The following is a 20,459-nucleotide window of genomic DNA, read 5'->3' on the forward strand; positions in this document are numbered from 1 at the left end:
CCTCTCCATACGCGCGGTCTTTCCCCGCCGCCGCATGTGGATAGCGCATTGAGCGATATGTGCAACTGCGGACATGTCGTCGGCGCCACCGCAGCCGTTAGCGCCAACACGCGGAGTGCGCCCAAGTTTGCGATAACGGTTAACGCTAACATTCTGAATTTCCAGTCAAAACACCTCCATTCCACCTTTCGGCCCGGCCCGTATGCGGCTATACCGCCGCCAAATCCCGGATCAGGAGTCGCCCATGACCATCACCGTCGGTATCAACGGTTTCGGCCGCATCGGCCGCGCCACCCTGGCGCATATTTCCGAAAGCCTGCGCAACGATATCAAGGTCGTCAAGGTCAACGCCACCGGCCCGATCGAGACTGCGGCGCATCTGATGCGCTATGACAGCGTGCATGGCCGATTTGCCCATCCGATCACCGTCGAGGGCAACACGATGGACTTGGGTCGTGGCCCGATCGAGATGTTCTCGACCTATGACATGACCGCGCTCGACTGGGACGGCGTGGATGTGGTGATGGAATGCACCGGCAAGTTCAATGACGGGTTGACCGCCAGCACCCATCTGGAGCGCGGCGCGCGCAAGGTGCTGCTCTCGGCCCCCGGCAAGAACGTCGATCGCACCGTGGTCTACGGCGTCAACCACGACATGTTGCAGGCTAGCGAGCGAATGATTTCGAACGGGTCCTGCACCACCAACTGCCTAGCGCCGCTCGCGAAGGTGCTGCATGAGGGCATCGGCATCGAAAGCGGCATCATGACCACGATCCACGCCTATACCGGCGATCAACCCACGCTCGACCGGCGTCACGACGATCTTTACCGTGCGCGGGCTGCCGCAATGTCGATGATTCCCACCTCGACGGGTGCCGCCAAGGCGCTTGGCGAGGTACTGCCGGAATTGGCCGGTCGCCTCGACGGCTCGGCCATCCGGGTGCCGACGCCCAATGTCTCGGCGGTGGATCTGACCTTCGTGGCGCAGCGCGACGTGACCAAGGCCGATGTGAACGAAGTCGTGGCCGCCGCCGCCGCTGGCCCGATGAAAGGCGTGCTCGGCTATGATCCCGAACCCAAGGTCAGCGTCGACTTCAACCACACCGAGGAAAGCTCGATCTTTGCCCCCGATCAGACCAAGGTCACCGGCAAGCGGCTGGTGCGGGTGCTGGCATGGTACGACAATGAATGGGGCTTTTCGTGCCGCATGGCCGATGTGGCCGTGGCGATGGGTCGGCTTCAGTAGCTTCGCGCCCTCCCCAGCCATTGAACACAGCCCGGCCATCGCGGCCGGGTTTTTTCATGCGCTGCCCCGAAAGATGCGCATCAACCGACCATAAACCCCTGTTATAGGGCCCCATCCTGTCACCCGAGTGGCATGGACCCGTCACGGCTTTGTCCTCATCCTTGTTCCCGACAGCGCCAATCCGGCGCGTCGATGCAACCGATGATACAGTTCGTGAAAGGACCAAAGATGAAACAGAGTCTCGCCCTGAGCCTCGCCATGAGCCTCGCACTGACGCTCGGCCAGGTGGTCCATGCCTCGGACGGCGCCAAACTCGACGATGCCAGGGTCGCGGAAATCAAGGCCACGCTGACCGAGCAAGGCTATGACGTGCGCCGCGTGAAAGCCGAGGACGGCATGTACGAAGCATATGTCATGAAGGACGGCGAACGCCTCGAGGTTTACCTCAATGACAAGCTCGAAATCGTCAAGACCAAGACGGACGACTGATCCTCCCATGCGCGCCGGGCCCATACGGCCCGGTGCCTCCATTCTTCAAGGAGCCATCCGATGACATTGCACAAGGTATGGGATCCATTCGTGCGCGTCTTTCACTGGTCGCTGGTCGGCCTGTTCGCGGCCAACGCGCTGATCGTGGAGGAAGAAAGCTGGATTCACGAATGGGTGGGCTACGGCGTGGCCGGGCTGGTCGGGCTACGAATTCTCTGGGGTGTTTTCGGTCCGAACCATGCGCGGTTTTCGTCTTTCACACCCAAGCTGCATGACGTCACCGAACAGATCACCGACATTGCCACCCGCCGCCGCCGCACGCATATCGGGCATACTCCGCTCGGCGCATTGATGATCTTCAACCTGTTGCTGACCTTGATCGGGATCAGTGCAAGCGGCTACATGATGACGACCAATGCGTTCTGGGGAGTCGAATGGGTCGAAGAGGTGCATGAGGTGCTCGTGACCTGGGCTGAACTCTCGGTCGTGGCGCATATCGCGGCGGTTCTTTTTGAAAGCTGGCGCACCGGCGTGAACCTGCCGCGTGCCATGGTCACAGGGACAAAGCACGTGCCGGATGATGTTCGCCTGTCATGACAATATTCAACCGCGACAACCCGACGATACTGATGGCCCTGATCTCGGTGCAGAGCCTCTGCGCCGCGTTCTTCCTGTGGGATGTGATTGCAGACATCGGACCGGATGGGTTTCGCGCGCTTGCCAATCTGCACATCGCCATCGAGATGCTGGCCGCACTCGGGCTCATTTCGGGCATCATGTTCGAAACCCGCAGCCTTATGCGGTTGTTGCGACGCGAGGCCCATCTCGAAAATCAGGTCTCCGTCGCAAGTGGCGCGCTTCACGACCTGATTCTCGAGCATTTCGCACGCTGGAGCCTCACCCCTGCCGAAAGCGATGTGGCGATGTTCGTGATCAAGGGTTTCTCCATCGCAGAAACTGCAAAGCTGCGCGGTTCGGCGGAGGGAACCGTCAAGGCGCAATTGAACGCGGTCTACCGAAAGGCGGGGATTTCGGGTCGCGGTGCGCTCTTGGGGCTGTTGATCGACGATCTTCTCAACGGCACGCTGATCGAGGTGCCGCCGGACCAGTCGGCACATTGAGGAACCTTGCACGGGCATCACAACTGGGCCATACCCGATGCGGGCATTCTCATCAGGACCGCAGACCATGACCAACCGGATCGCGATCATTCTCGGGCTGATCATCGTCGCGGGCCTCGCTTTCGACATGTTCCGGAATGACAGCGCCGGCGTCGTCTTTCTAGGACGCAAGTTCATCGGATTCGTGGAATTTGTCGCCTTTTGGCGCTGAGCGTGAATGGCCGAGAGAGGCGCGCGCACCGGATTGACCGCTTGACGCGCGTCACTCCGGTCCGGGGCTGACGCGCCACTCGCCGTCCGACGTGCGACAGCGCCACGTGCGATAGGTGGCGGGCTCGGGTCGCTTGACCGTGCTGACGCGGTGCACCAGTTCGGCACAGTTGCCGTCGATCCGGCCCAGCGTCACCGCTCCCTTGGAGCGGCTCGAAGGGTTGCTCCAACGGCGCGCATCACCAGTGCGTCCCATCGGCTCGAACAGTTGCCGCGCGGCCGTTTCCATGACCGAGATATCATTCGGCGACAGACCTGAATCAAAAAGGATCTTGCCAAGACTGCGCGCCTGCGCCTCGCCCGATCCCATCAATGAAAGCGCCAGCAGCGCCGCAGACAGCAGAATTTTCGGTCTCATAATCAATTCCTTTCCAGATTATCGCCTCAGACTGTCACCGTACCGTCGATTTCTCCAGCCGCAAGGCCATCACGATCAGCGCCGCGCCGCTGCCCAGCAGTTCCAGCGACAGGATCATCCGCAGTTGCAGCGTGACGCCCAGCAGAACCAGCCCACCAAGCAACACCGACAGCCCGCCCGCCACAAGCGCCGCCCAGAACCACCGCCGCCGAGATCGGAAAGTTCGTCAGGATCATAGCACCCAACGCCAGCGAGACGGTCCCCGCGAGGATCAGCATGATCTTGACCCCGGCAGTCGGCATCTGAAAGGCGAACACGATCCGCAGCACGCCAATAAAGAGCATGAGGCACGCTACCACGACCGTCAGTTGCAGCACGCCCTGCAACGGGTTGCTCACCAGATTGACACCGATGGCCAGAACCGCAGCGCCCCGCACCAACGACAACAGCCGCGAGCCCCAGCTGTCATCGGCAAAGATCGAGACCAGCATGAGCGCACCGATGGAGATAAGGAGATACCCGATCAGAAGCTCCGCCGTCAGCGTCGCCGCCAGCGGGTTCAACAGGGCAATGATGCAACCGATCAGCGACAGCGCGCCGATGCCGAGCAACAGGATGGAATTTTTCATTTTATGCCTCCCGAAACTGCCAAAATCTATGCCTCCGATGGCTCCGCCACCAGATCGAAACTGTCGAGCCGCAACCGGTCGCTCAGCCACAAGAGTATCCTCTCCGCCAGCGACAGCGCCGCGCGCTCTGCCATCACCTGCCGCGCCAATGCGGGTTTGTTGGTGATCAGCCCGTCCACACCCATCGAGATCATCCGCGACATGGCGCGCGGGTCGTCCACCGTCCAGACATAGACCCGCTTGCCCGTCGCATGCGCGCGGCGCAGCAAATGCCCCGAGACCTGCCCGGTATTGACCGCAAGAAACTCGGCATCGAGCGCGCTCAGGTCACCAATCGCCCGCGCCGCAAGGATGCCCATCGACCAGTCCGGGCGCAGGGCGCGCATCTTCGCCACGCCCGACCGCTTGAGCGACATGATCATCACGTCTTCCGCCATGCCGGTCTTTTCGACTAGTTGCGCCACACGCTCTTCCAGCCGCTCGTCATGGCCGTAATATTTCAACTCGATCAGCACCCGGCCGCGCCCCTTGGCCACCTCCAGCACGTCGCGCAATGTGGGCACGCGGGCCTCCGCATAGGCGGGATCGAACCAGCTTCCGATGTCGATCTGCGCCAGATCGTCGCGCGTTGCGTCCCAGACCTTCACGGCACGCCCGCCTGTTTCATGAAGTCGCTGTCATGGGTGACGATCACGGTGCCGTCGGCGATCTCCTGCACGTCGATCTCGACCCAGTCGGCGCGATCCTCCAGCGCCTTTTCCACGGCGGCCAGCGTATTCTCGGGTCGCGCCGCCGCCGCCCCGCGATGCGCGATGACCTCGACCGCCTGCGGGGCCGCAAGACGCCCCGCCAGATCACCCAGAACCGTAACCGCGCCCAAACCCGCCACGCCCGCCGCGATGGCAAGCCCGGCCAGAACCTGCGCAGCGCCGACCGGCGCGCTGTCCTGCTGCGGCGCCAGAACCTTGGGCGCCACGCTGCGATGCAGGTCGTCCAACAGCACTGCCAGCGCGCCATTGGACACCGCCGCCAGAACCGCATTGGCCAGCGACCAGAGCGCGAGCGTCAGAAGCGCGGCCAGCACAACCCCAGTGAGGCTTGGCAGCGCCAGTGCCTGCGCGCCCGACCCGAACACGCCGATCAGCGCCGCGACCCCGGCGGCAAGCGCCAGACGCAGCGCAAGCCAGCCAAGGATGCGCCGGATCACCGTGCCACGCCGCGTGCCCAGATGCGCCTCGCTCTGGGCAAAGCAGTCGCGCGACGGCACCCCGTCGATCAGCCGCAGATGCAGGGCGAGCGCCCAGCCTGAGAGCCGCCAGATCAGCAGCCCTGCCATGATCAGGACGAGGATGCCGATCACCCCCGCAGCCAGCAGAAACTCCGGCGGCCAATAGGTCAGGTAATAGTTGATGTCATGCGCCCGCAGCGTGAGCGCCGCCACCGCCGCGCCCATCACCAGAAACGGCACGGCCAGCAGCGCCACCCGCAGCACCAGCCGCAAGGCAAAACCAAACACCGCCCCAAGCCGGGGCAGTACCAGTCGCCAGGCCGCAGCAAGCGCGGGCCGAACCCCTGTCACCGGCTGCCGCAGCGCCGCCGTCATCAAGGCAAGGTCGAGCACCGCCGCGACAATCAGCACCCCCGCCACGGCCAATACGCCAATCGCCCCCAGAGGCGACAAGACAAAGCCCGCGATGTCCTGATCGGTCAGCGCCGGATCACCCGACCAGTGCAGCGCCAGCCCAAGGATCATTCCGGCCAGCGGCAGCACCAGAACCGAGACCGCCAACCGCACGCTCAGATGCAGCGCCGTGAACAGCAGCGCGTCAGACAGGGCGCGGCGATAGGCGGGCAGGACCGCGCGCAGGCCCACCGGTCAGGTTTCCGCTTCGGTGGATTTTTGCCCTTTCAAGCGTTCCCGCAGGGATTGGAATATCACGTAAAGCGCCGGGATCACGAAGATACCCACCAGTGCCGCCGCCAGCATACCGCCAGCCACGCCCGTGCCCACGGCGCGGCGCGACAGCATCGAGGCGCCTTCGGCGGTGACCAGCGGGATAAGGCCCGCGATAAAGGCAAACGATGTCATCATCACCGCGCGAAACCGCGCGCCCGCGCCCTGCACGGCGGCATCGAGAATGGTCTCACCGGCCTCGCGCCGCGCCTTGGCGAATTCCACGATCAGGATGGCATTCTTGGCCGCCAGCGCCAGCAGCACCACCAACCCGATCTGTGCATAGATGTTGAAGGGCAGCCCCGCCAAGAGCAGCGCCGCGATCGCGCCCGCCACGCCGAACACCACCGACAGCATTACCGGCACCGGAATCGTCCAGCTCTCGTAAAGAGCCACGAGGAAGAGATAGGCAAAGAGCATCGCCAGCACGAGGATCATCGTCGTCTGCCCCGCCGCCTGCTTTTCCTGCAACGCGGTGCCGGTCCATTCGTAATCAAAGCCCGGCGGCAGATTGGCCTCAGCCACCTCTTCCATCGCCGCCAGTGCCGCCCCCGAGGAGAGGCCCGGCGCGGGGGTGCCGCTGATCTTGGCCGCGCGCTGATTGTTGTAGCGCGAGAGCGACATCGGCCCGGTGATATAGTCGGCCCGCGCAAAGGCACCGATCGGCACCATCTCTCCGGACGCGCTGCGCACCTGAATGCGCGCGATATCGTCCACGGCGTCACGATATTCGGGCGCGGCACTCATCCGCACCTGCCACGAGCGGCCGAACAGGTTGAAATCGTTGATATAGGCGGAGCCGAGCGTCGGTTGCAGCGCGGCAAACACGTCCGACACGGGAATGCCCAGCGCATAGAGCCGCTCGCGGTCAATCTCGAGGAAAAGCTGCGGGCTGTTGGCCGAGAACGTGCTGTAGACCCCCGACAGCGTTGGATTGCCATTGGCGGCAAAGGAAAGCCCCCGCGCGGTTTCGGCCAGTTCCTGCGGTGTGCGCCCTTGGGTGTCGAGCAGTTGCATCTCAAAACCCGAGCCGGTGCCAAGCCCGGCAATGGGTGGCAGGTTGAAGGCGATCACCTGCGCCGACCGGATCGCCGCGCCCTGCCGGATGGCCTGATCTATGGCATTGAAGACGCTGGTTTCCTCCGTGGTCCGCTCGGCGAACTCCTCCATCGAAACCAGCGAAAAGGCGACGTTCGACTTGGTGATCCCGTCGAGCATCGAATAGCCCATGACCGAGACCACGCTTTCCACACCCGGCAGCCCGGACAGAATTTCCTCCACTTCGCGCTGTGCCGCGATGGTGCGGTTGACCGAAGCCGCCTCTGGCAGGCGCGTCTCGACGATGAACGAGCCCTGATCCTCGGACGGCAGGAACCCGGTCGGCACCGCCTTGAACAGCCCGCCGGTGAGGGCAATGGCCCCGATCAGCAGCGCCAGCCCCAACACCGCGCGCCGCGCGATGGACCCGGCGACGCGCGCATAGCCGTCGCGCGCGCTGTCGATGCTGCGTGAAATCCGCCTCATTATCCCCTTTTTCGGCCCGTGATGCGGCTTGAGCAGGATCGCGCAGAGCGCAGGCGACAGGGTCAACGCGTTGATCGCCGAGATCACCATCGACACCGAAACGGCGACCGCGAATTGCTGGAACAATTGTCCGGATATGCCCGGAATGAACGCCACCGGCACAAAGACCGACAGCAACACCAGCGTCGTCGCGACAATCGCGCCGGTGATCTCGGACATCGCCGCCGAAGAGGCCTCGGCGGGCGACATGCCGGGGTTTTCCTCCATCTTGGCCTCGACCGCCTCGACCACAACAATGGGATCGTCGACCACGATCCCGATGGCCAACACCATCGCCAGCAGCGACACGGTATTGAGCGAAAATCCCATCGCCTGCATCACCGCGAAACTGCCGACCAGCGCCACCGGCACGGCAATCAGCGGCACCAGCGTGGCACGCAGCGAACCCAAGAAGATGAACACCACAATCACCACGAGGACGAACGCCTCGATCAGGGTCTTTTGCACCTCGTGGATGCTTTCCTTGACGAAGATGGAACTGTCCGAGACGATGTCATAGGCCATGCCCTCGGGGAAACCTGCCGCGACATCGTCCATCTTCGCCTTGGCGGCGTCGGCGGCGGCGATGGCATTGCCACCAGGCGCAAGATAGAGGCCGATCAGCGTCGCGGGCTTACCATCAAAACTGGTCACGACATCGGAGTTCTTCTCGCCCAGTGTCACCTCGGCGACGTCGCGCACCCGCACGACGCTGCCGTCGCTGCCCGCGCGCAGGATAATCGCGCCGAATTCTTCAGGGCTCGACAGCCGCCCCTTGGTCGAGAGGTTGAGCTGCAACCCCGGATCCTCGGTCACCGGCTGTCCGCCCACCCGACCGATCGCGGCCTGAAGGTTCTGGCTGCGCAGGGCCGCGCTGACATCGGCGGGCGTGAGGTTCAGCGCTGCGAGCCGGTCCACGTCCAGATTGACGCGCATCGCAAACTCATTGGCCCCGAACATCGAGGCATCGCCGACACCCTCGACCCGCTTGAGCCGGTCCATGATGTTGAGCCGTGCATAGTTCGTGAGGTCACTGCCCTCAAGCGCGTCACTCTCGGCGTAAAGTGCGATGCCCATCAGCAGCGAAGACGATTTCTTGGCCACGCGCACGCCGGTCTGGCGCACCTCCGACGGCAAGAGCGGCTCGGCCAGCGACACCCGGTTCTGCACGTTTACCGTGGCAATATCGGGATCGGTGCCCACCTCGAAGCTGATACTGAGGATATAGGTGCCATCCGCGCCAGACGTTGACGACATGTAGATCATGTCGTCAACGCCCACGACCTGATCCTCGATCACCTGTGCGACCGTCTGCTCGACCACCTCCGACCCCGCACCGGGATAGCTTGCCGTAACCGAGACCTGCGGCGGCACGATATCGGGGAACTGCTCCACCGGCATCTTGGTCAGCGCGATGAACCCGGCGAGGAAAAGGACAATGGAAATCACCCCGGCAAAGCGGGGGCGCTTGATAAAGGTATCTGCCAGCATGGATCAGCCCTCGGGTGCGGCGACATCGACCGCGCTGCCGGGGCGAACCTTGTTCACGCCCTCGGTAATCACGCGCTCGCCCTCGCTCAACCCCTCGGCGATGACGGCATAGCCTTGCGCATTGCGGCGCACGGTGACGCGGCGTTGCTCGGCCACCTCGCCTTCGCCCACCACCAGCACAAACGCCCCCTGAATGTCACGCTGCACCGCCTGCGCCGGGATCGTCAATTCGCCCTCGGGCGTGTCCGAGGTGAGCGTCACGCGCACCAGTTCGCCGTCCAGCAAACGCCCTTCAGGGTTGGCAAACCGCGCCCGCAACGTCACGCTGTCGGTGCCTGAATTGACCCGGCTGTCCACGAAATCGACATCGCCCGGCGCGTCATAGACGGTGCCATTGGCCAGCGTCAGGCTGACCGCGGCCCCTTTCGAGACCTCGCCACGTTCGACCCGTTCGAGGAAATCCCGCAACACTGCGGTCGGGACCGCGAATTCGGCATGGATCGGGTCAAGCTGCACCAGCGTCGCCAGCGCGCCTGCCTCCGGCCCGACAAGCCCGCCTTCGTCCACCGCACTGTCGCCGATGCGGCCCGCAAACGGCGCCTTGATTTCCGTGTAGGACAGGTTGGTGCGCGCCCGGTCGAGCGACGCTTCGAGCCGCAGCACATCCGCCTCGGCCGTGGCAAGCGCCGCCTCGGCCTGATCGAGCTTCGCCTGCGCGCCCGTCTCGCGCGCGACGAGTTCACGCTGACGATCCCGTTCGATGCGCGCCAGATCGCGCTGCGCCCGCGCAGCGCCGAGCGCACCCTCGGCCTCGCGCGCCGCCGCCTCGTAAAGATCGCTCTCAATCACAAAGAGCGACTGATCCTGGCTCACCCTGGCACCGGGCGCAAAGCCGATCTCCTCGATCATGCCGGAAACACGAGCGACAAGCGCCACCCGCCGATTGGCGTCCAGACGACCGTTGAAATCTGACGTTTCCGCAAGGTCGCGCGTCGCAGCCGCAACGGCAACGACCGCCGGTCGTGGCGCGGCGTCCTGTGAAAGCGTGGGATTTGCTGAAGTTGCGGCAATCAACGAAAATAAAACAGTTCTGAACAAGCGCATTCTCCAAAACAGCATAATATTTCGAGAGACGATAGCCGAGATTCCCGGAAAGTCATCTCAAAACTGACGCACGGTCCTCAGAAGAACGATCCGCAGGCTCGGTTCAAGTGCCTTCTGCTCGGTCCCGGGTGCAAGCTGCGCAGCCCCGGATCTGAGCGTCACACCCGGGCGCATTTCAATCCATGCGCATCAAACTCTCAGATCAGCCAGGCTGTCGCACCAGGCCTGCATACCATCGCCGGTTCGCGCGGACAGACAGAAGATCTCCGCCGTCGGATTGACCTCGAGGATGTTCCGTCGACAGGCCGCTTCGTCGAAATCTACATGGGGCGCGAGGTCCATCTTGTTGATCACGACCCAGTCCACGGCGCGGAACATATGCGGATACTTCGACGGCTTGTCCTCGCCCTCGGTGGTCGAGATCACCGCGATCTTCATCTTTTCTCCCAGATCGAACATCGCCGGGCAGACCAGGTTTCCCACATTCTCGATCATCAGGATGGAGCCGGCCGAGGGATCGAGCGATTTCACCGCCGAGGCGATCATGTCCGCCTCGAGGTGGCATCCGGCCCCGGTGTTGATCTGTATCGCGCGGGCCCCGGCCGCCCGGATCCGCTCCGCATCATTTGATGTCATCTGATCGCCCTCGATGACGACGATCTCGGCCATGTCCTTCATGCGCCGGACCGTCTCCTCCAGCAGCGTCGTCTTGCCAGAGCCCGGCGAGGACACAAGATTGAGGGCAATCACGCCGCGCCCCTCGAACCAACCACGATTGCGCGTAGCGATCTCGTTGTTCTTTCCCAGGATCGCCGTTTCCAGCGAGATGACCTCGCCGCCGGGCCCATGCACATGCGGTTCATCGTGACCGTGGTGGGGCTCATGTGCGTGATCATGGTCATGATCATGTCTGAGCAGTGTCTTCTGCCCGGTTTCCGGATCGGTCATCGAAACCTCGTTCGCCGGATCGGCGCACCCGCATATGCCGCACATCAGCTGTCCTCCATGAATTCTATTTCACGCACCACGAATGTGTCGCGCTCGGCCTCGAGAAAGCCCAGAGACACGCCCGCGACCGCAGTTTTCTCCGTCACCAGTTCCCAGCAAAAGGCCAGCGCGCCACGCTCGACACAGGCCAGCGGGCCGATGGCCACGCGGACCTCCCTGATCCTGCGGCCATGCGCGTTTTCCTCTGCGATGGCGGCGATACTGCGCGCCAGACCGAGTTCGTGCATGCGCGTGCTCTCTTTGTTCGATGATCCGCACGCGGGCAGGATCGCCCCTGCCCGCGCAGCGCCTCATCCGATCAGGATCGCGGCCCCGGCCAACGCCCCGGCGCTGCCCACAAGGCGTTTGGAATTGAGCGCGGCGGACCCGTCCAGCCGGTCGAGCAGCAGGCTCAGCCCGATGCCCGCCGCGTGCAACAGCACGGTCGCCGCCACAAAGCCTGCGGCATATCCTGCGAACGATCCCGCGCCCGCGCCTTCAGCCCCATGGGCGTGGCCATGAAACACCGCGAACATGGCAACCAGCGCCATCGCCGGGGCCACCGGCAGCCTCAGCCCCGCCGCCACGGCGACGCCCATCACGATCACCGACAGGGCGATGCCCGGCTCGACCATCGGAAGGACCGCGCCGAAATAGCCCAGCGCACCGCCCGCGAGCATCGCAAGGACAAAGGCCATCGGCACCGCCCAGAGCGACCGACCACCCAACTGCGCGGCAAAGACGCCGACTGCGACCATGGCAAGGATGTGATCGACCCCGCTCAACGGGTGCAGAAACCCGTGCATCGCGGCGAGTGTCTCACCGGTGCCGGTATGGGCCATCGCGGCCACCGGTGCGACGGCCATGAGGGCGGCGATGCCGCCTGTGTGAAATCTGTTCATTGGGGTCTCCCTTGGTTGGTTTGTTTCATTCAGCAGATCCTCGGAAGCTGCTCGCCGACCAGCATGTCGACAATGCGCAGCCCGCCAAAGACGGTCTTCATCACCACGGTTCGGGGATGTTGGGCAGTGGCCTTGCCAATGATCACCGCCGCACGGCCCGCGTCATTGGCGCGCATCGCCGCAAGCGCGGCATCGGCCTGATCCTCGGGCACGAAGATCACCAATGTGCCCTCGTTGGCAAGGTAAAGCGGGTCGAGCCCGAGGATCTCGCAGACCCCCTTGACCTCGGTGCGCAGGGGCAGCACCTCCTCGCTGATCTCGATGCCGACACCGGCCGCATCGGCGATCTCGTTGAGGGCCGAGGCCAGCCCGCCGCGCGTGGCGTCCCGCGCCACCCGCGTGCCGGGCGCGGCCGACAGCACCGCCTCCATCAGATGATTGAGCGGCTGACAGTCCGACGGGATTTCGGTGCTGAGCGCCATGTCCCCCCGTGCCGCCAGGATCGCCGCGCCATGATCCCCGAGCACGCCATTGACAATGGCGACATCGCCGGGCTGCACGTTTTCGGCCCAAAGCTCGCATCCCGCCGGGATCACACCGATCCCCGATGTGGTGATGAACACCCCGTCGCCCGAACCCTTGCCGACGACCTTGGTATCGCCGGTCACGATGCGCACGCCCGCCAACTCCGCTGCGGCCTGCATCGAGGCGGCGATCCGGCGCAGCGTCACGATCTCGACACCTTCCTCGATGATGAAGGCCGCGGACAGCCAAAGTGGCCGGGCACCGCCGACCGCCAGATCGTTCACCGTGCCACAGACCGCGATCTTGCCGATATCCCCGCCGGGAAACTCCATCGGCGACACCACGAAGGCATCTGTCGTAAAGGCAAGCCGGGCCCCGGGAGCGGCAAGGGCCGCGTCGCTCAGCCGGGCCTGATCCTCCATGCCCGATGGACGGAACACGGAGGTGAAGACATCCTCGATCAGGTCGCGCATCGCCTTGCCACCGCCACCATGCGCCATCGTCACCTTATCGGCGACGACACGTCTGGGCTGGCGGCTCATCCGGTTCATTCGACCGGCTCCAGATCAAGGCCGCCATACTGGTAATAGGCGGCACAGGCCCCTTCCGAACTGACCATCAGCGCGCCAAGCGGCATCTCAGGCGTGCAGCCCGTGCCGAATTGCGGGCAGGCATGGGGCTTGATCCGCCCGGTCATGACATCGCCGCAGGCACAGCCCGCCTGCTCCTCGGTGACAGAGGTGTTGCGGCCATACCCGATATTGAACCTGATCTCGGCATCGTAGGCGCGGTAGCGGTCGCGGATGCGCAACCCGCTGGCGTCGATTTCGCCCAGACCGCGCCATTCGAAACTCGGGCGCGGCTCGTAAACCTTGGCGCAAGCCGCGATCGAGACCGGGTTGCCCTCATCCGGCACGATCCGCGCATATTGGTTTTCCACCTCGGCGCGCCCGTCGCGGATCTGTTCCAGCACCATCAGCACCGATTGCAACAGATCGAGCGGCTCGAACCCCGCAACGACAATCGGCTTGCCATAATCGCGCGCAATGAAGTCATAGGGCCGGATGCCGATCACCATCGACACATGGCCCGGGCCGACAAACCCGTCCAGCACCATATGCGGATCGTCCAAGAGCGCCTTGATCGGCGGCGGCACCGTGATGTGGTTGCAGAAGATCGTGAAATTCGTCAACCCCTCGGCATCGGCTTGCAGGATCGTCAGGGCGGTCGCAGGCGTGGTCGTCTCGAAGCCGAGACCGAAGAACACCACCTCGCGCTCCGGGTTGCGGCGCGCCAGCTCCAGCGCGTCGAGCGGCGAATAGACCATGCGGATATCCGCCCCATCCGCCTTGGCCTGGAGCAGCGATTTGCGGGTGCCCGGAACGCGCATCGCATCGCCAAAGGTGGTAAAGATCACCTTGGGGTCCTCGGCGATTGCGACGCAGTCATCGACCCGGCTCATCGGCAGCACGCAAACCGGACAGCCCGGCCCGTGGATGAATTCCAGCCCCGGCGGCGTCAGCTTGTCGAGCCCGTAGCGAAAGATCGCATGCGTGTGCCCGCCGCAGATTTCCATGATATGGACCGGCTTGTCCCGGGTCGCGCCGATCTCGTCGATCACCCGCCCGATCGCGGCCAACACGCCCTTCGCGGCCACCGGATCACGGAATTCGTCCGCGTATCTCATGACGCCGCCGACAGCATGGCCGCACTGGCCCGCATCGCCTCGATCTCTTCCTGTGCCTCGCCCAGTTCGCGCAGAACCTCAAGCGTCAGCGCCGCTTCCTTCTCGTTGATCCGGCTCATCGCAAAGCCGACATGGATCAGCGCCCAGGCTCCGATCAAATCCTCCAGCGGGCCGTCCCCCACGATACAGGCGACATTGACCTCGCGCGTCACACCCGAGATATCAACCCGTGCCAGCTTGCGCGCCGGGTCCGATATTTCGGTGATCTGTCCTGGTATGCCTAGGCACATGATACGTCCTCCGCTTGCGTGGTTGCCAGGGCAATGACAGCCTGCCCCAGTGAAATGCCGCCGTCATTCGCCGGATAGTCGGCATGGCTCAGGACCGTCAGCCCGGCCTTCTCCAGCCCCTCATGGACCAGCCCGAACAGCGTCGCGTTCTGAAAGCAGCCCCCCGACAGGGCGACCGTGTCGATGGCCGTGTCTGCGGTCAGCCGCCGCGCCATGTCGACGACCGCTCGCGCCAGCCCGCGATGGAACCGCGCCGACATCGTGCCGACCGGGGTCCGCAAGACCAGATCCCCCAGCATCGCCCGCCAGACCGCCAGCGGTTCGATATAGGGCAGGCCCCTGCCCCCGATCAGCGGGATCGAGAAAGGATAGGCCAGATCATCCGGCTCATTCAGCGCGGCGGGATCAAGCGCGGCCTCGAACCGCATCGCCGCCTCGCCCTCGTAACCCTGCCGGTCCCAGGCCAGGCCCGCAATCGCCGCCGCCGCATCGAACAACCGCCCGCAGGACGAGGCCAAGGGCGCATTGGTGCCCGACCGGATCATCGCGTCGAGCGTGTCACGCGGCAGCGCCTGCATGCGGTCGAACAGCGGCAGCTCGGCAAAGTTCACCGCAAACTCCGCCCAGCCCATCTCGGCCATCAGATGCGCATAGGCATTGCGCCACGGATCGCGCACGGCCGCCGCCCCGCCGGGCAAGGCCACAGGCTTGAGACAGCCCGACCGGCGGTATCCGCGATAGTCGCAGATCAGGAATTCGCCGCCCCAGATCGTGCCGTCATCGCCCATGCCCGTCCCGTCAAGCGCGATCCCGAGCACCGGCGCGGCCCCGAGTGGACGCCGGTTCTCGGCCAGGCAGGCGGTAATATGCGCGTGGTGATGCTGCACCTCGATCACCGGACGGCTACCCACCATCCCGTACCCGCGCTGCGTCGAGAGATATTCGGGGTGCCGGTCGACGGCGATCACGCCCGGCGCATGATCAAAGAGCGCGGCGTAAAGATCGAGATTGCGCGCCACGTCCGCATGTGTCGCCATGTCTTCCAGATCGCCCATATGCTGCGACATGATCGCGCGCCCGTCCTTGATCAGGCAAAACGTGTTCTTCTGGTCCGCCCCGAGCGCCAGAACGTCCGGTGCTGTGGCAAACCCTTCGGGCAGTTCGAGCGCTCGCGGCGCATAGCCCCGCGCCCGCCGCAGCACCCGCGCCCGTCCCAGATCGACGCGGATGACACTATCATCGATCCGGTTGGCGATATCGCGGTCATGCAGGCAGGCAAAATCCGCGATTCCGGCAAGCCGCATGCGGGTGTCATGGTTGTCGATGCATTGCGGCTGTCCGGAGGGATTGCCGCTGGTCATGATCACCGGACGTCCGATGCGCCGCAGGATCATGTGATAGAACGGCGTATAGGGCAGCATCACGCCCAGACGGTCCAGCCCCGGCGCGATCCCCTCGGGCAGGTTGTTGGGTCGCGCCTTCAGCAGAACGATGGGCGCTTGCGGGCCGGACAGCATGTCTGCCTCGACATCCGACACCTCGCAATAGGCGCGCAGCACGTCGAGATCGCGCACCATCAGCGCAAAGGCCTTGCCCGCGCGCGCCTTGCGCCTGCGCAACTCGGCCACGGCCCGGGCATTGGTCGCATCGCAGGCCAGATGCACGCCGCCCAGCCCCCGGATCGCTACGATATGCCCATTCATGATCATGCCACCGGTGGCATCCACATCATCGAGCATGGAAAACGCTTCGAGGTTGACGGCCCCCGGCCCGAGTTTCTCGATCCAGACAGTCGGCCCGCAACGGCCGCAGGCGATGGGCTGCGCATGAAACCGGCGGTCGGCCGGATCGGCATATTCGGCAGCACAGGGCACACACATGTCAAACGGCGCCATCGTCGTCTTGTCGCGGTCATAGGGGGCCGCCCTCACGATGGAAAAGCGCGGCCCGCAATCGGTGCAATTGGCGAAAGGGTAGCGATAGCGCCGCGCGAACGGATCGCGGATCTCCGCAAGACATTCGGCGCAGGTCGCGGCATCCGGCGTGACACTGACCCGCCCCGCGCCACCCTGCGAGGCGGTGATCTCGAAACTGCAAGGGGCCGGATCGCTCAGCGGCGCCACATCCAGCCGTTCGATACGCGCCAGCGGCGGCAACGCACCGTGCAGCCTGTCGGGAAATGTCGCAACCCCCTCGCCCCAGAGCCGGATGACGACGCCTTCACCGGTGTTCATCACATCGCCGGTCAGACCCATCTCCTGCGCAAGCCGCCAGACGGTGGGACGAAAGCCCACGCCCTGCACCTGTCCGCACACGGTGATGCGCGCGCCGGTCACAGCGCCGCCTCCCAGATCAGAACGCGGTTGTTGCCGCTGTCGGCGATGGCCAGCGTCGACCCGCGTGCCGACAGACCATAGGGCCAGCACAGCGTATCGCGCCCGGAGATGCCCCAGCGATTGTCGCCCTTGGTGGCGAAATCCGGTTGCGCGCTCAGCCGGTCGGCCTGCCCCGCCATCGGCGTTTCCCCGAATCCCACGAGCCGGGAATTGGCCGTGTCCGCAACCACCAGCCGCGCGCCCAGAACCGCCAGCGCATAAGGCATGTTCATCGCCTGCGCGCTCGGGTAATAGGCCGCCACGTTGTGATCGCAAGCGGTCATGTCGGACTGCCCCAGTACCCGTTGACAGGGCGCGCCATTCCGCTGCGGAAACCTCTCCCAGATCATCACACGGTTGTTGCCGGCATCCGCCATGGCCAACCCGCCCTGCCAGACCAGCGCCATATGCGGCCAGCGCATTGAGACATCCGAGACCGCCTCGCCCGCGTTCTCGTCGCGGCAGGCAAAGTCGCGCTGCCCTAGAACCAGATCCGCCGGTTGTCCGGTGGTGTGCGGATCCTCCCAGACCAGAGCACGGCGGTTCCCGGTGTCGCAGACGATCAGCCGGTCACCATCCGCCGACACACCATACGGCCAATGCAGGCTGTCCGCCCGCGCCTGCGCGAGCCCCGCATTCGCCAGCGCGCTTTCCGCATCGGGCTGGCCCAGAACGATATCCGCGCCATGATCCGGGCCGGTTGGCGTCTCGCGCCAGATCAGCACCCGATGGTTCCAGGGATCAGCCACCGCCAGCCCGCCGCGAAAGGCACAGATGCCAGTCGGGACATTCAGCGTGTTGGCCGCGACGGCCCCCTTGGCATTGCGGCCCTCACGGCCGAATTCGGGCTGGCCGAGAAGGATATCGGCCGGTGTGTCATCCACGGTCGGCACGGTCTTCCATCCCAGCACACGGTGATGCCCGGTATCGCTGACCCAGAGCGAGCCATCGGGATGCAGGCACACCCCGCGCGGCCCGAACATCAGATGCCGGGCCGGTGTGATCGCCTGAACGAGGGAGCCGCCATCGCTGCCCAGAATGACCCGCGCGCCCTGTTCCTGCAACAAGGGTGCCCCGGGGATGACCGTGCCCGGTGCCTTTCGGGGGCTGAACGAATGCGACAGCGAGACCCTCATGCGATCAGCCTGACTTCGATATTCGGGCCCTTGACCCGCACCGCGTGGGGCTGCAACTGCACTTCGGGGGCGGTCAGGCACTCGCCGCTTTCCAGCGCGTAGCGAAAGCCGTGATGCGGACAGGTCAGGATCGTGTCGAGGATCTCGCCTTGCGTCATTTCCAGCGCCATATGGGCGCAGGCATTGCGGAAACAACTCACCTTGTTGGCAAACCGGGTCAGGATGACGGATTGATCCGCGATCTCGACGAACCGGGTCTCGCCCTCGGCCAGATCCGCCAGCGGCAGCGCGGTGATCCATTCCGTCTCGGCGTATCTGGCGAAGGGCGAGGTGAACTGCACCGTGTCAGAGCCGCCACCGCCCAGCCCCTTGGCCTGTTTCACCTCGGTGATTTCGGGCACTTGATCCTGGATCGCCTTCTTGACCCCGGCATAAAAGGTCAGCTGCGACGCCGGGCAGCCATCGCAGGCCCCGAGGAACCTGATTTCCGCCCGGTTGCCCTCGACCGAGACAACCTCGGCATCGCCGCCATGGCTGGCAAGACCGGGGCGCACGCTCGCAAGCGCCACCTCGACCCGCTCATAAAGTGATGGGCGCAGAATACCGTGTCGGCGCAGCACCGCATAGACCACCTCGTCGCGGGCCGCATCCCGGAGGGCCGCACCAAAACCGGGCTGATCCTTGAGCGCGCGGATCAGGCGGCGGAACGCCTCTTTGTTGAGGGCGTCAACCGCCACGGCCCGCGCGCGTGCCCCGTTTCGCGCCGCCTCGTCCCAGCCCTCCGCCAGCATCTCGAGCGCGGTCAACTCGGCGATCAGACGATCAAGCGTCGGCCTTTGCGCGTCATGGGGCGAGACGTCGGTCATCGGTCAGGCGTATTTCAGGTCTTTGTAGAGGACCGGCAGAGCGGCCCCGCTGACCGCACCTGCTACAATCGCACCGACCCAGACCGGCGCCACCAGCCCGACCAGAACCCCGGCGACAACTCCCAGCCCCGCCGCGATTACAAGCTGCCGCATCGCCGCCTTGTTGTCCTTGAACAGCTTGCCCGCAAAGAACTGCTTGGCGGAATTCATGACCATTTCCAGCATGGCACCCCCTCCTCTAGACCAGCACAAGAATAAGTGTCGTCACGACGACCGCGACACTGCCCGCCAGCGCGCCATAGAGCGCGCCCATATACGCGGCCAGTTCAGCGCCAAGCGCCGCCTTGCCGATGCGCAGCCCCGACAACGCTCCGGCCCCGAGTGCGGCCAGAAGGCCCAGCACAAGGGCCATGATCACGATCAATCCGATCACCTGAATTCTCCATTTCTCATTGCAGTCCGCTCCGTTCGAGGATTGTCGACGGGCCGAGGGCCGCCGTCAGTTCGGCAATGGCATCGGTCACCGCCCGCGCCTTTTCATGAGCACCGCGTGTCGTGAACACGCCCCGCGCCTCTTCCAGCAACCGCACCGCCTCGGTCAGGTTGGCAAAATTGCCGCCGTCGGGATTGGACGGATCATCCGGCAGGTTGGACAGGCAGTTGGCCTTGTTGGCGATGGTGTTGGCGTATTCTTCCGGCATGTCGCGCAGGGTGCGCACCTTGAGCGCCTCGTCATAGGCCTCGAGCGCGCGGTATCCGTTCTCCAACCGATGCGACGAGGACACGTATTGCAGCGCGTTGCCGAGATTGTTTTGCAGCATCGCGTATTCGCTCGGATGGTCGATCAGGTTGACCACGGTCAACGCCTCCTCAAAGGCCTGCACCGCCAGCGCCTCGCGCATCTTGCCGGTCTGATCAGTGAACGGCACCGAAAGAAAGGCGGTGGCCAGATTGTTCTGCAGGATCGCAAATTCCTTGGGGTAGCCGACCTTGTCGAAGGTCCGCGCCGAGCGTTGATAGGCGCTGATCGCAGGCTGGATCGGCAAAAGGCGCATCCCCGCGAGCGTCTGGCAGATCAGGCCGAGATTCATTTCGGCCTCGGCCACTTCGGCGTCAGACCCTTCGGCGGTCAGCGTCGCCAAGGCGACCTCGATTTCCGTCCTTGCCCGCCTCAACAGCGTCGCGTCCTCGGCCGGGACCGTCATCAAGGCAGTGGCCAGTCGCGCGCGGATGCGGGCGATGCCCAGAACCTCACCCTCGGGCGCGAGATCAATCGCACGCTCGTAAAGATCGACCGCGGCATGGATGTCTTCGGCGCGCTCGGGCTTCTGCTGCAAGCCCATCGCGATTTCCATCAGCATCTCGGCCTTTTCGGCCTCACTCGCCGCAGCCGTCGCTACGGCCTTCAGGGCCGCCTGAACCTGCTGTTGCGCGCGATTGTCACGGGTCACGTCAATCCTCCCTCG

At 64.6% G+C, this 20,459-nt stretch carries 22 protein-coding genes and 1 pseudogene; 5 read left to right on the forward strand and 18 right to left on the reverse strand.

Annotated elements, in window-relative coordinates:
• The first annotated feature begins 244 nt into the window (after positions 1–244).
• From gap to ACSSV4_RS18505, 5 genes are all read left to right on the forward strand, one after another.
• Positions 245–1,246 carry a type I glyceraldehyde-3-phosphate dehydrogenase gene (gap, locus tag ACSSV4_RS18485; protein WP_454276575.1) on the forward strand — a complete coding sequence of 334 codons (1,002 nt, stop codon included), beginning with the start codon at positions 245–247 and terminating at the stop codon, positions 1,244–1,246.
• A 228-nt stretch (positions 1,247–1,474) separates the two neighbouring features.
• Positions 1,475–1,735: a PepSY domain-containing protein gene (locus tag ACSSV4_RS18490; RefSeq protein ID WP_454276576.1), complete on the forward strand. Its 261-nt coding sequence runs from the start codon at positions 1,475–1,477 to the stop codon at positions 1,733–1,735.
• Positions 1,736–1,795: 60 nt separating this feature from the next.
• Positions 1,796–2,332: a cytochrome b/b6 domain-containing protein gene (locus tag ACSSV4_RS18495; RefSeq protein ID WP_454276577.1), complete on the forward strand. Its 537-nt coding sequence runs from the start codon at positions 1,796–1,798 to the stop codon at positions 2,330–2,332.
• Entirely contained in the window at positions 2,329–2,856 is a 528-nt protein-coding gene (locus ACSSV4_RS18500) for a helix-turn-helix transcriptional regulator (RefSeq protein WP_454276578.1), read from the forward strand. The genes ACSSV4_RS18495 and ACSSV4_RS18500 overlap by 4 nt, the downstream gene beginning before the upstream one ends.
• A 67-nt stretch (positions 2,857–2,923) precedes the next feature.
• A complete protein-coding gene (locus tag ACSSV4_RS18505) occupies positions 2,924–3,067 on the forward strand; it encodes a hypothetical protein (protein ID WP_454276579.1) in 144 nt (47 codons plus the stop codon).
• A 51-nt stretch (positions 3,068–3,118) separates the two neighbouring features.
• Here ACSSV4_RS18505 and ACSSV4_RS18510 read toward each other — a convergent pair whose 3' ends face one another.
• The 18 genes and pseudogenes from ACSSV4_RS18510 to ACSSV4_RS18595 all read right to left on the reverse strand — a co-directional run bounded on the left by ACSSV4_RS18510 (position 3,119) and on the right by ACSSV4_RS18595 (position 20,444).
• Positions 3,119–3,484 carry a hypothetical protein gene (locus ACSSV4_RS18510; protein WP_454276580.1) on the reverse strand — a complete coding sequence of 122 codons (366 nt, stop codon included), beginning with the start codon at positions 3,482–3,484 and terminating at the stop codon, positions 3,119–3,121.
• 26 nt (positions 3,485–3,510) lie between these two features.
• Entirely contained in the window at positions 3,511–4,113 is a 603-nt protein-coding gene (locus ACSSV4_RS18515; protein ID WP_454276581.1) for an HdeD family acid-resistance protein, read from the reverse strand.
• Between the two features lie 26 nt (positions 4,114–4,139).
• Positions 4,140–4,316 carry a hypothetical protein gene (locus ACSSV4_RS18520; protein ID WP_454276606.1) on the reverse strand — a complete coding sequence of 59 codons (177 nt, stop codon included), beginning with the start codon at positions 4,314–4,316 and terminating at the stop codon, positions 4,140–4,142.
• Between the two features lie 6 nt (positions 4,317–4,322).
• Positions 4,323–5,866, reverse strand: a pseudogene (locus tag ACSSV4_RS18525) (glycerophosphodiester phosphodiesterase family protein); the annotation flags it as partial.
• A gap of 123 nt (positions 5,867–5,989) precedes the next feature.
• Positions 5,990–9,121: an efflux RND transporter permease subunit gene (locus ACSSV4_RS18530; RefSeq protein ID WP_454276582.1), complete on the reverse strand. Its 3,132-nt coding sequence runs from the start codon at positions 9,119–9,121 to the stop codon at positions 5,990–5,992.
• Positions 9,122–9,124: 3 nt separating this feature from the next.
• Positions 9,125–10,240 (reverse strand): efflux RND transporter periplasmic adaptor subunit, encoded by a 1,116-nt coding sequence (locus ACSSV4_RS18535; protein ID WP_454276583.1) that lies wholly within the window; start codon positions 10,238–10,240, stop codon positions 9,125–9,127.
• Between the two features lie 174 nt (positions 10,241–10,414).
• Positions 10,415–11,173 (reverse strand): hydrogenase nickel incorporation protein HypB, encoded by a 759-nt coding sequence (hypB, locus tag ACSSV4_RS18540; RefSeq protein ID WP_454276584.1) that lies wholly within the window; start codon positions 11,171–11,173, stop codon positions 10,415–10,417.
• Positions 11,174–11,217: 44 nt separating this feature from the next.
• Positions 11,218–11,460 carry a hydrogenase/urease maturation nickel metallochaperone HypA gene (locus ACSSV4_RS18545; protein WP_454276585.1) on the reverse strand — a complete coding sequence of 81 codons (243 nt, stop codon included), beginning with the start codon at positions 11,458–11,460 and terminating at the stop codon, positions 11,218–11,220.
• A gap of 63 nt (positions 11,461–11,523) precedes the next feature.
• Positions 11,524–12,114, reverse strand: coding sequence for a HupE/UreJ family protein (locus tag ACSSV4_RS18550; RefSeq protein ID WP_454276586.1), 591 nt, complete (start codon positions 12,112–12,114; stop codon positions 11,524–11,526).
• A 29-nt stretch (positions 12,115–12,143) separates the two neighbouring features.
• On the reverse strand, positions 12,144–13,181 hold the full coding sequence (gene hypE / locus ACSSV4_RS18555; RefSeq protein WP_454276607.1) for a hydrogenase expression/formation protein HypE: 1,038 nt from the start codon (positions 13,179–13,181) through the stop codon (positions 12,144–12,146).
• Between the two features lie 5 nt (positions 13,182–13,186).
• Positions 13,187–14,326 (reverse strand): hydrogenase formation protein HypD, encoded by a 1,140-nt coding sequence (gene hypD, locus ACSSV4_RS18560; RefSeq protein WP_454276587.1) that lies wholly within the window; start codon positions 14,324–14,326, stop codon positions 13,187–13,189.
• Entirely contained in the window at positions 14,323–14,616 is a 294-nt protein-coding gene (locus tag ACSSV4_RS18565) for a HypC/HybG/HupF family hydrogenase formation chaperone (RefSeq protein ID WP_454276588.1), read from the reverse strand. The genes hypD and ACSSV4_RS18565 overlap by 4 nt, the downstream gene beginning before the upstream one ends.
• On the reverse strand, positions 14,607–16,952 hold the full coding sequence (hypF, locus tag ACSSV4_RS18570; protein ID WP_454276589.1) for a carbamoyltransferase HypF: 2,346 nt from the start codon (positions 16,950–16,952) through the stop codon (positions 14,607–14,609). Before hypF ends, ACSSV4_RS18565 begins: the two co-directional genes overlap by 10 nt.
• Complete coding sequence (locus tag ACSSV4_RS18575) at positions 16,949–18,127, reverse strand: hypothetical protein (RefSeq protein WP_454276590.1); 1,179 nt, start codon at positions 18,125–18,127, stop codon at positions 16,949–16,951. The genes hypF and ACSSV4_RS18575 overlap by 4 nt, the downstream gene beginning before the upstream one ends.
• On the reverse strand, positions 18,124–18,993 hold the full coding sequence (locus ACSSV4_RS18580) for a NifU family protein (RefSeq protein WP_454276591.1): 870 nt from the start codon (positions 18,991–18,993) through the stop codon (positions 18,124–18,126). The genes ACSSV4_RS18575 and ACSSV4_RS18580 overlap by 4 nt, the downstream gene beginning before the upstream one ends.
• 3 nt (positions 18,994–18,996) lie before the next feature.
• Complete coding sequence (locus ACSSV4_RS18585; protein ID WP_454276592.1) at positions 18,997–19,218, reverse strand: hypothetical protein; 222 nt, start codon at positions 19,216–19,218, stop codon at positions 18,997–18,999.
• Between the two features lie 13 nt (positions 19,219–19,231).
• Positions 19,232–19,426 (reverse strand): hypothetical protein, encoded by a 195-nt coding sequence (locus tag ACSSV4_RS18590; RefSeq protein WP_454276593.1) that lies wholly within the window; start codon positions 19,424–19,426, stop codon positions 19,232–19,234.
• A gap of 16 nt (positions 19,427–19,442) precedes the next feature.
• Positions 19,443–20,444: a hypothetical protein gene (locus ACSSV4_RS18595; protein ID WP_454276594.1), complete on the reverse strand. Its 1,002-nt coding sequence runs from the start codon at positions 20,442–20,444 to the stop codon at positions 19,443–19,445.
• Between the last annotated feature and the right edge of the window lie 15 nt (positions 20,445–20,459).

It is taken from the genome of Roseovarius sp. MBR-154, from assembly GCF_053628595.1.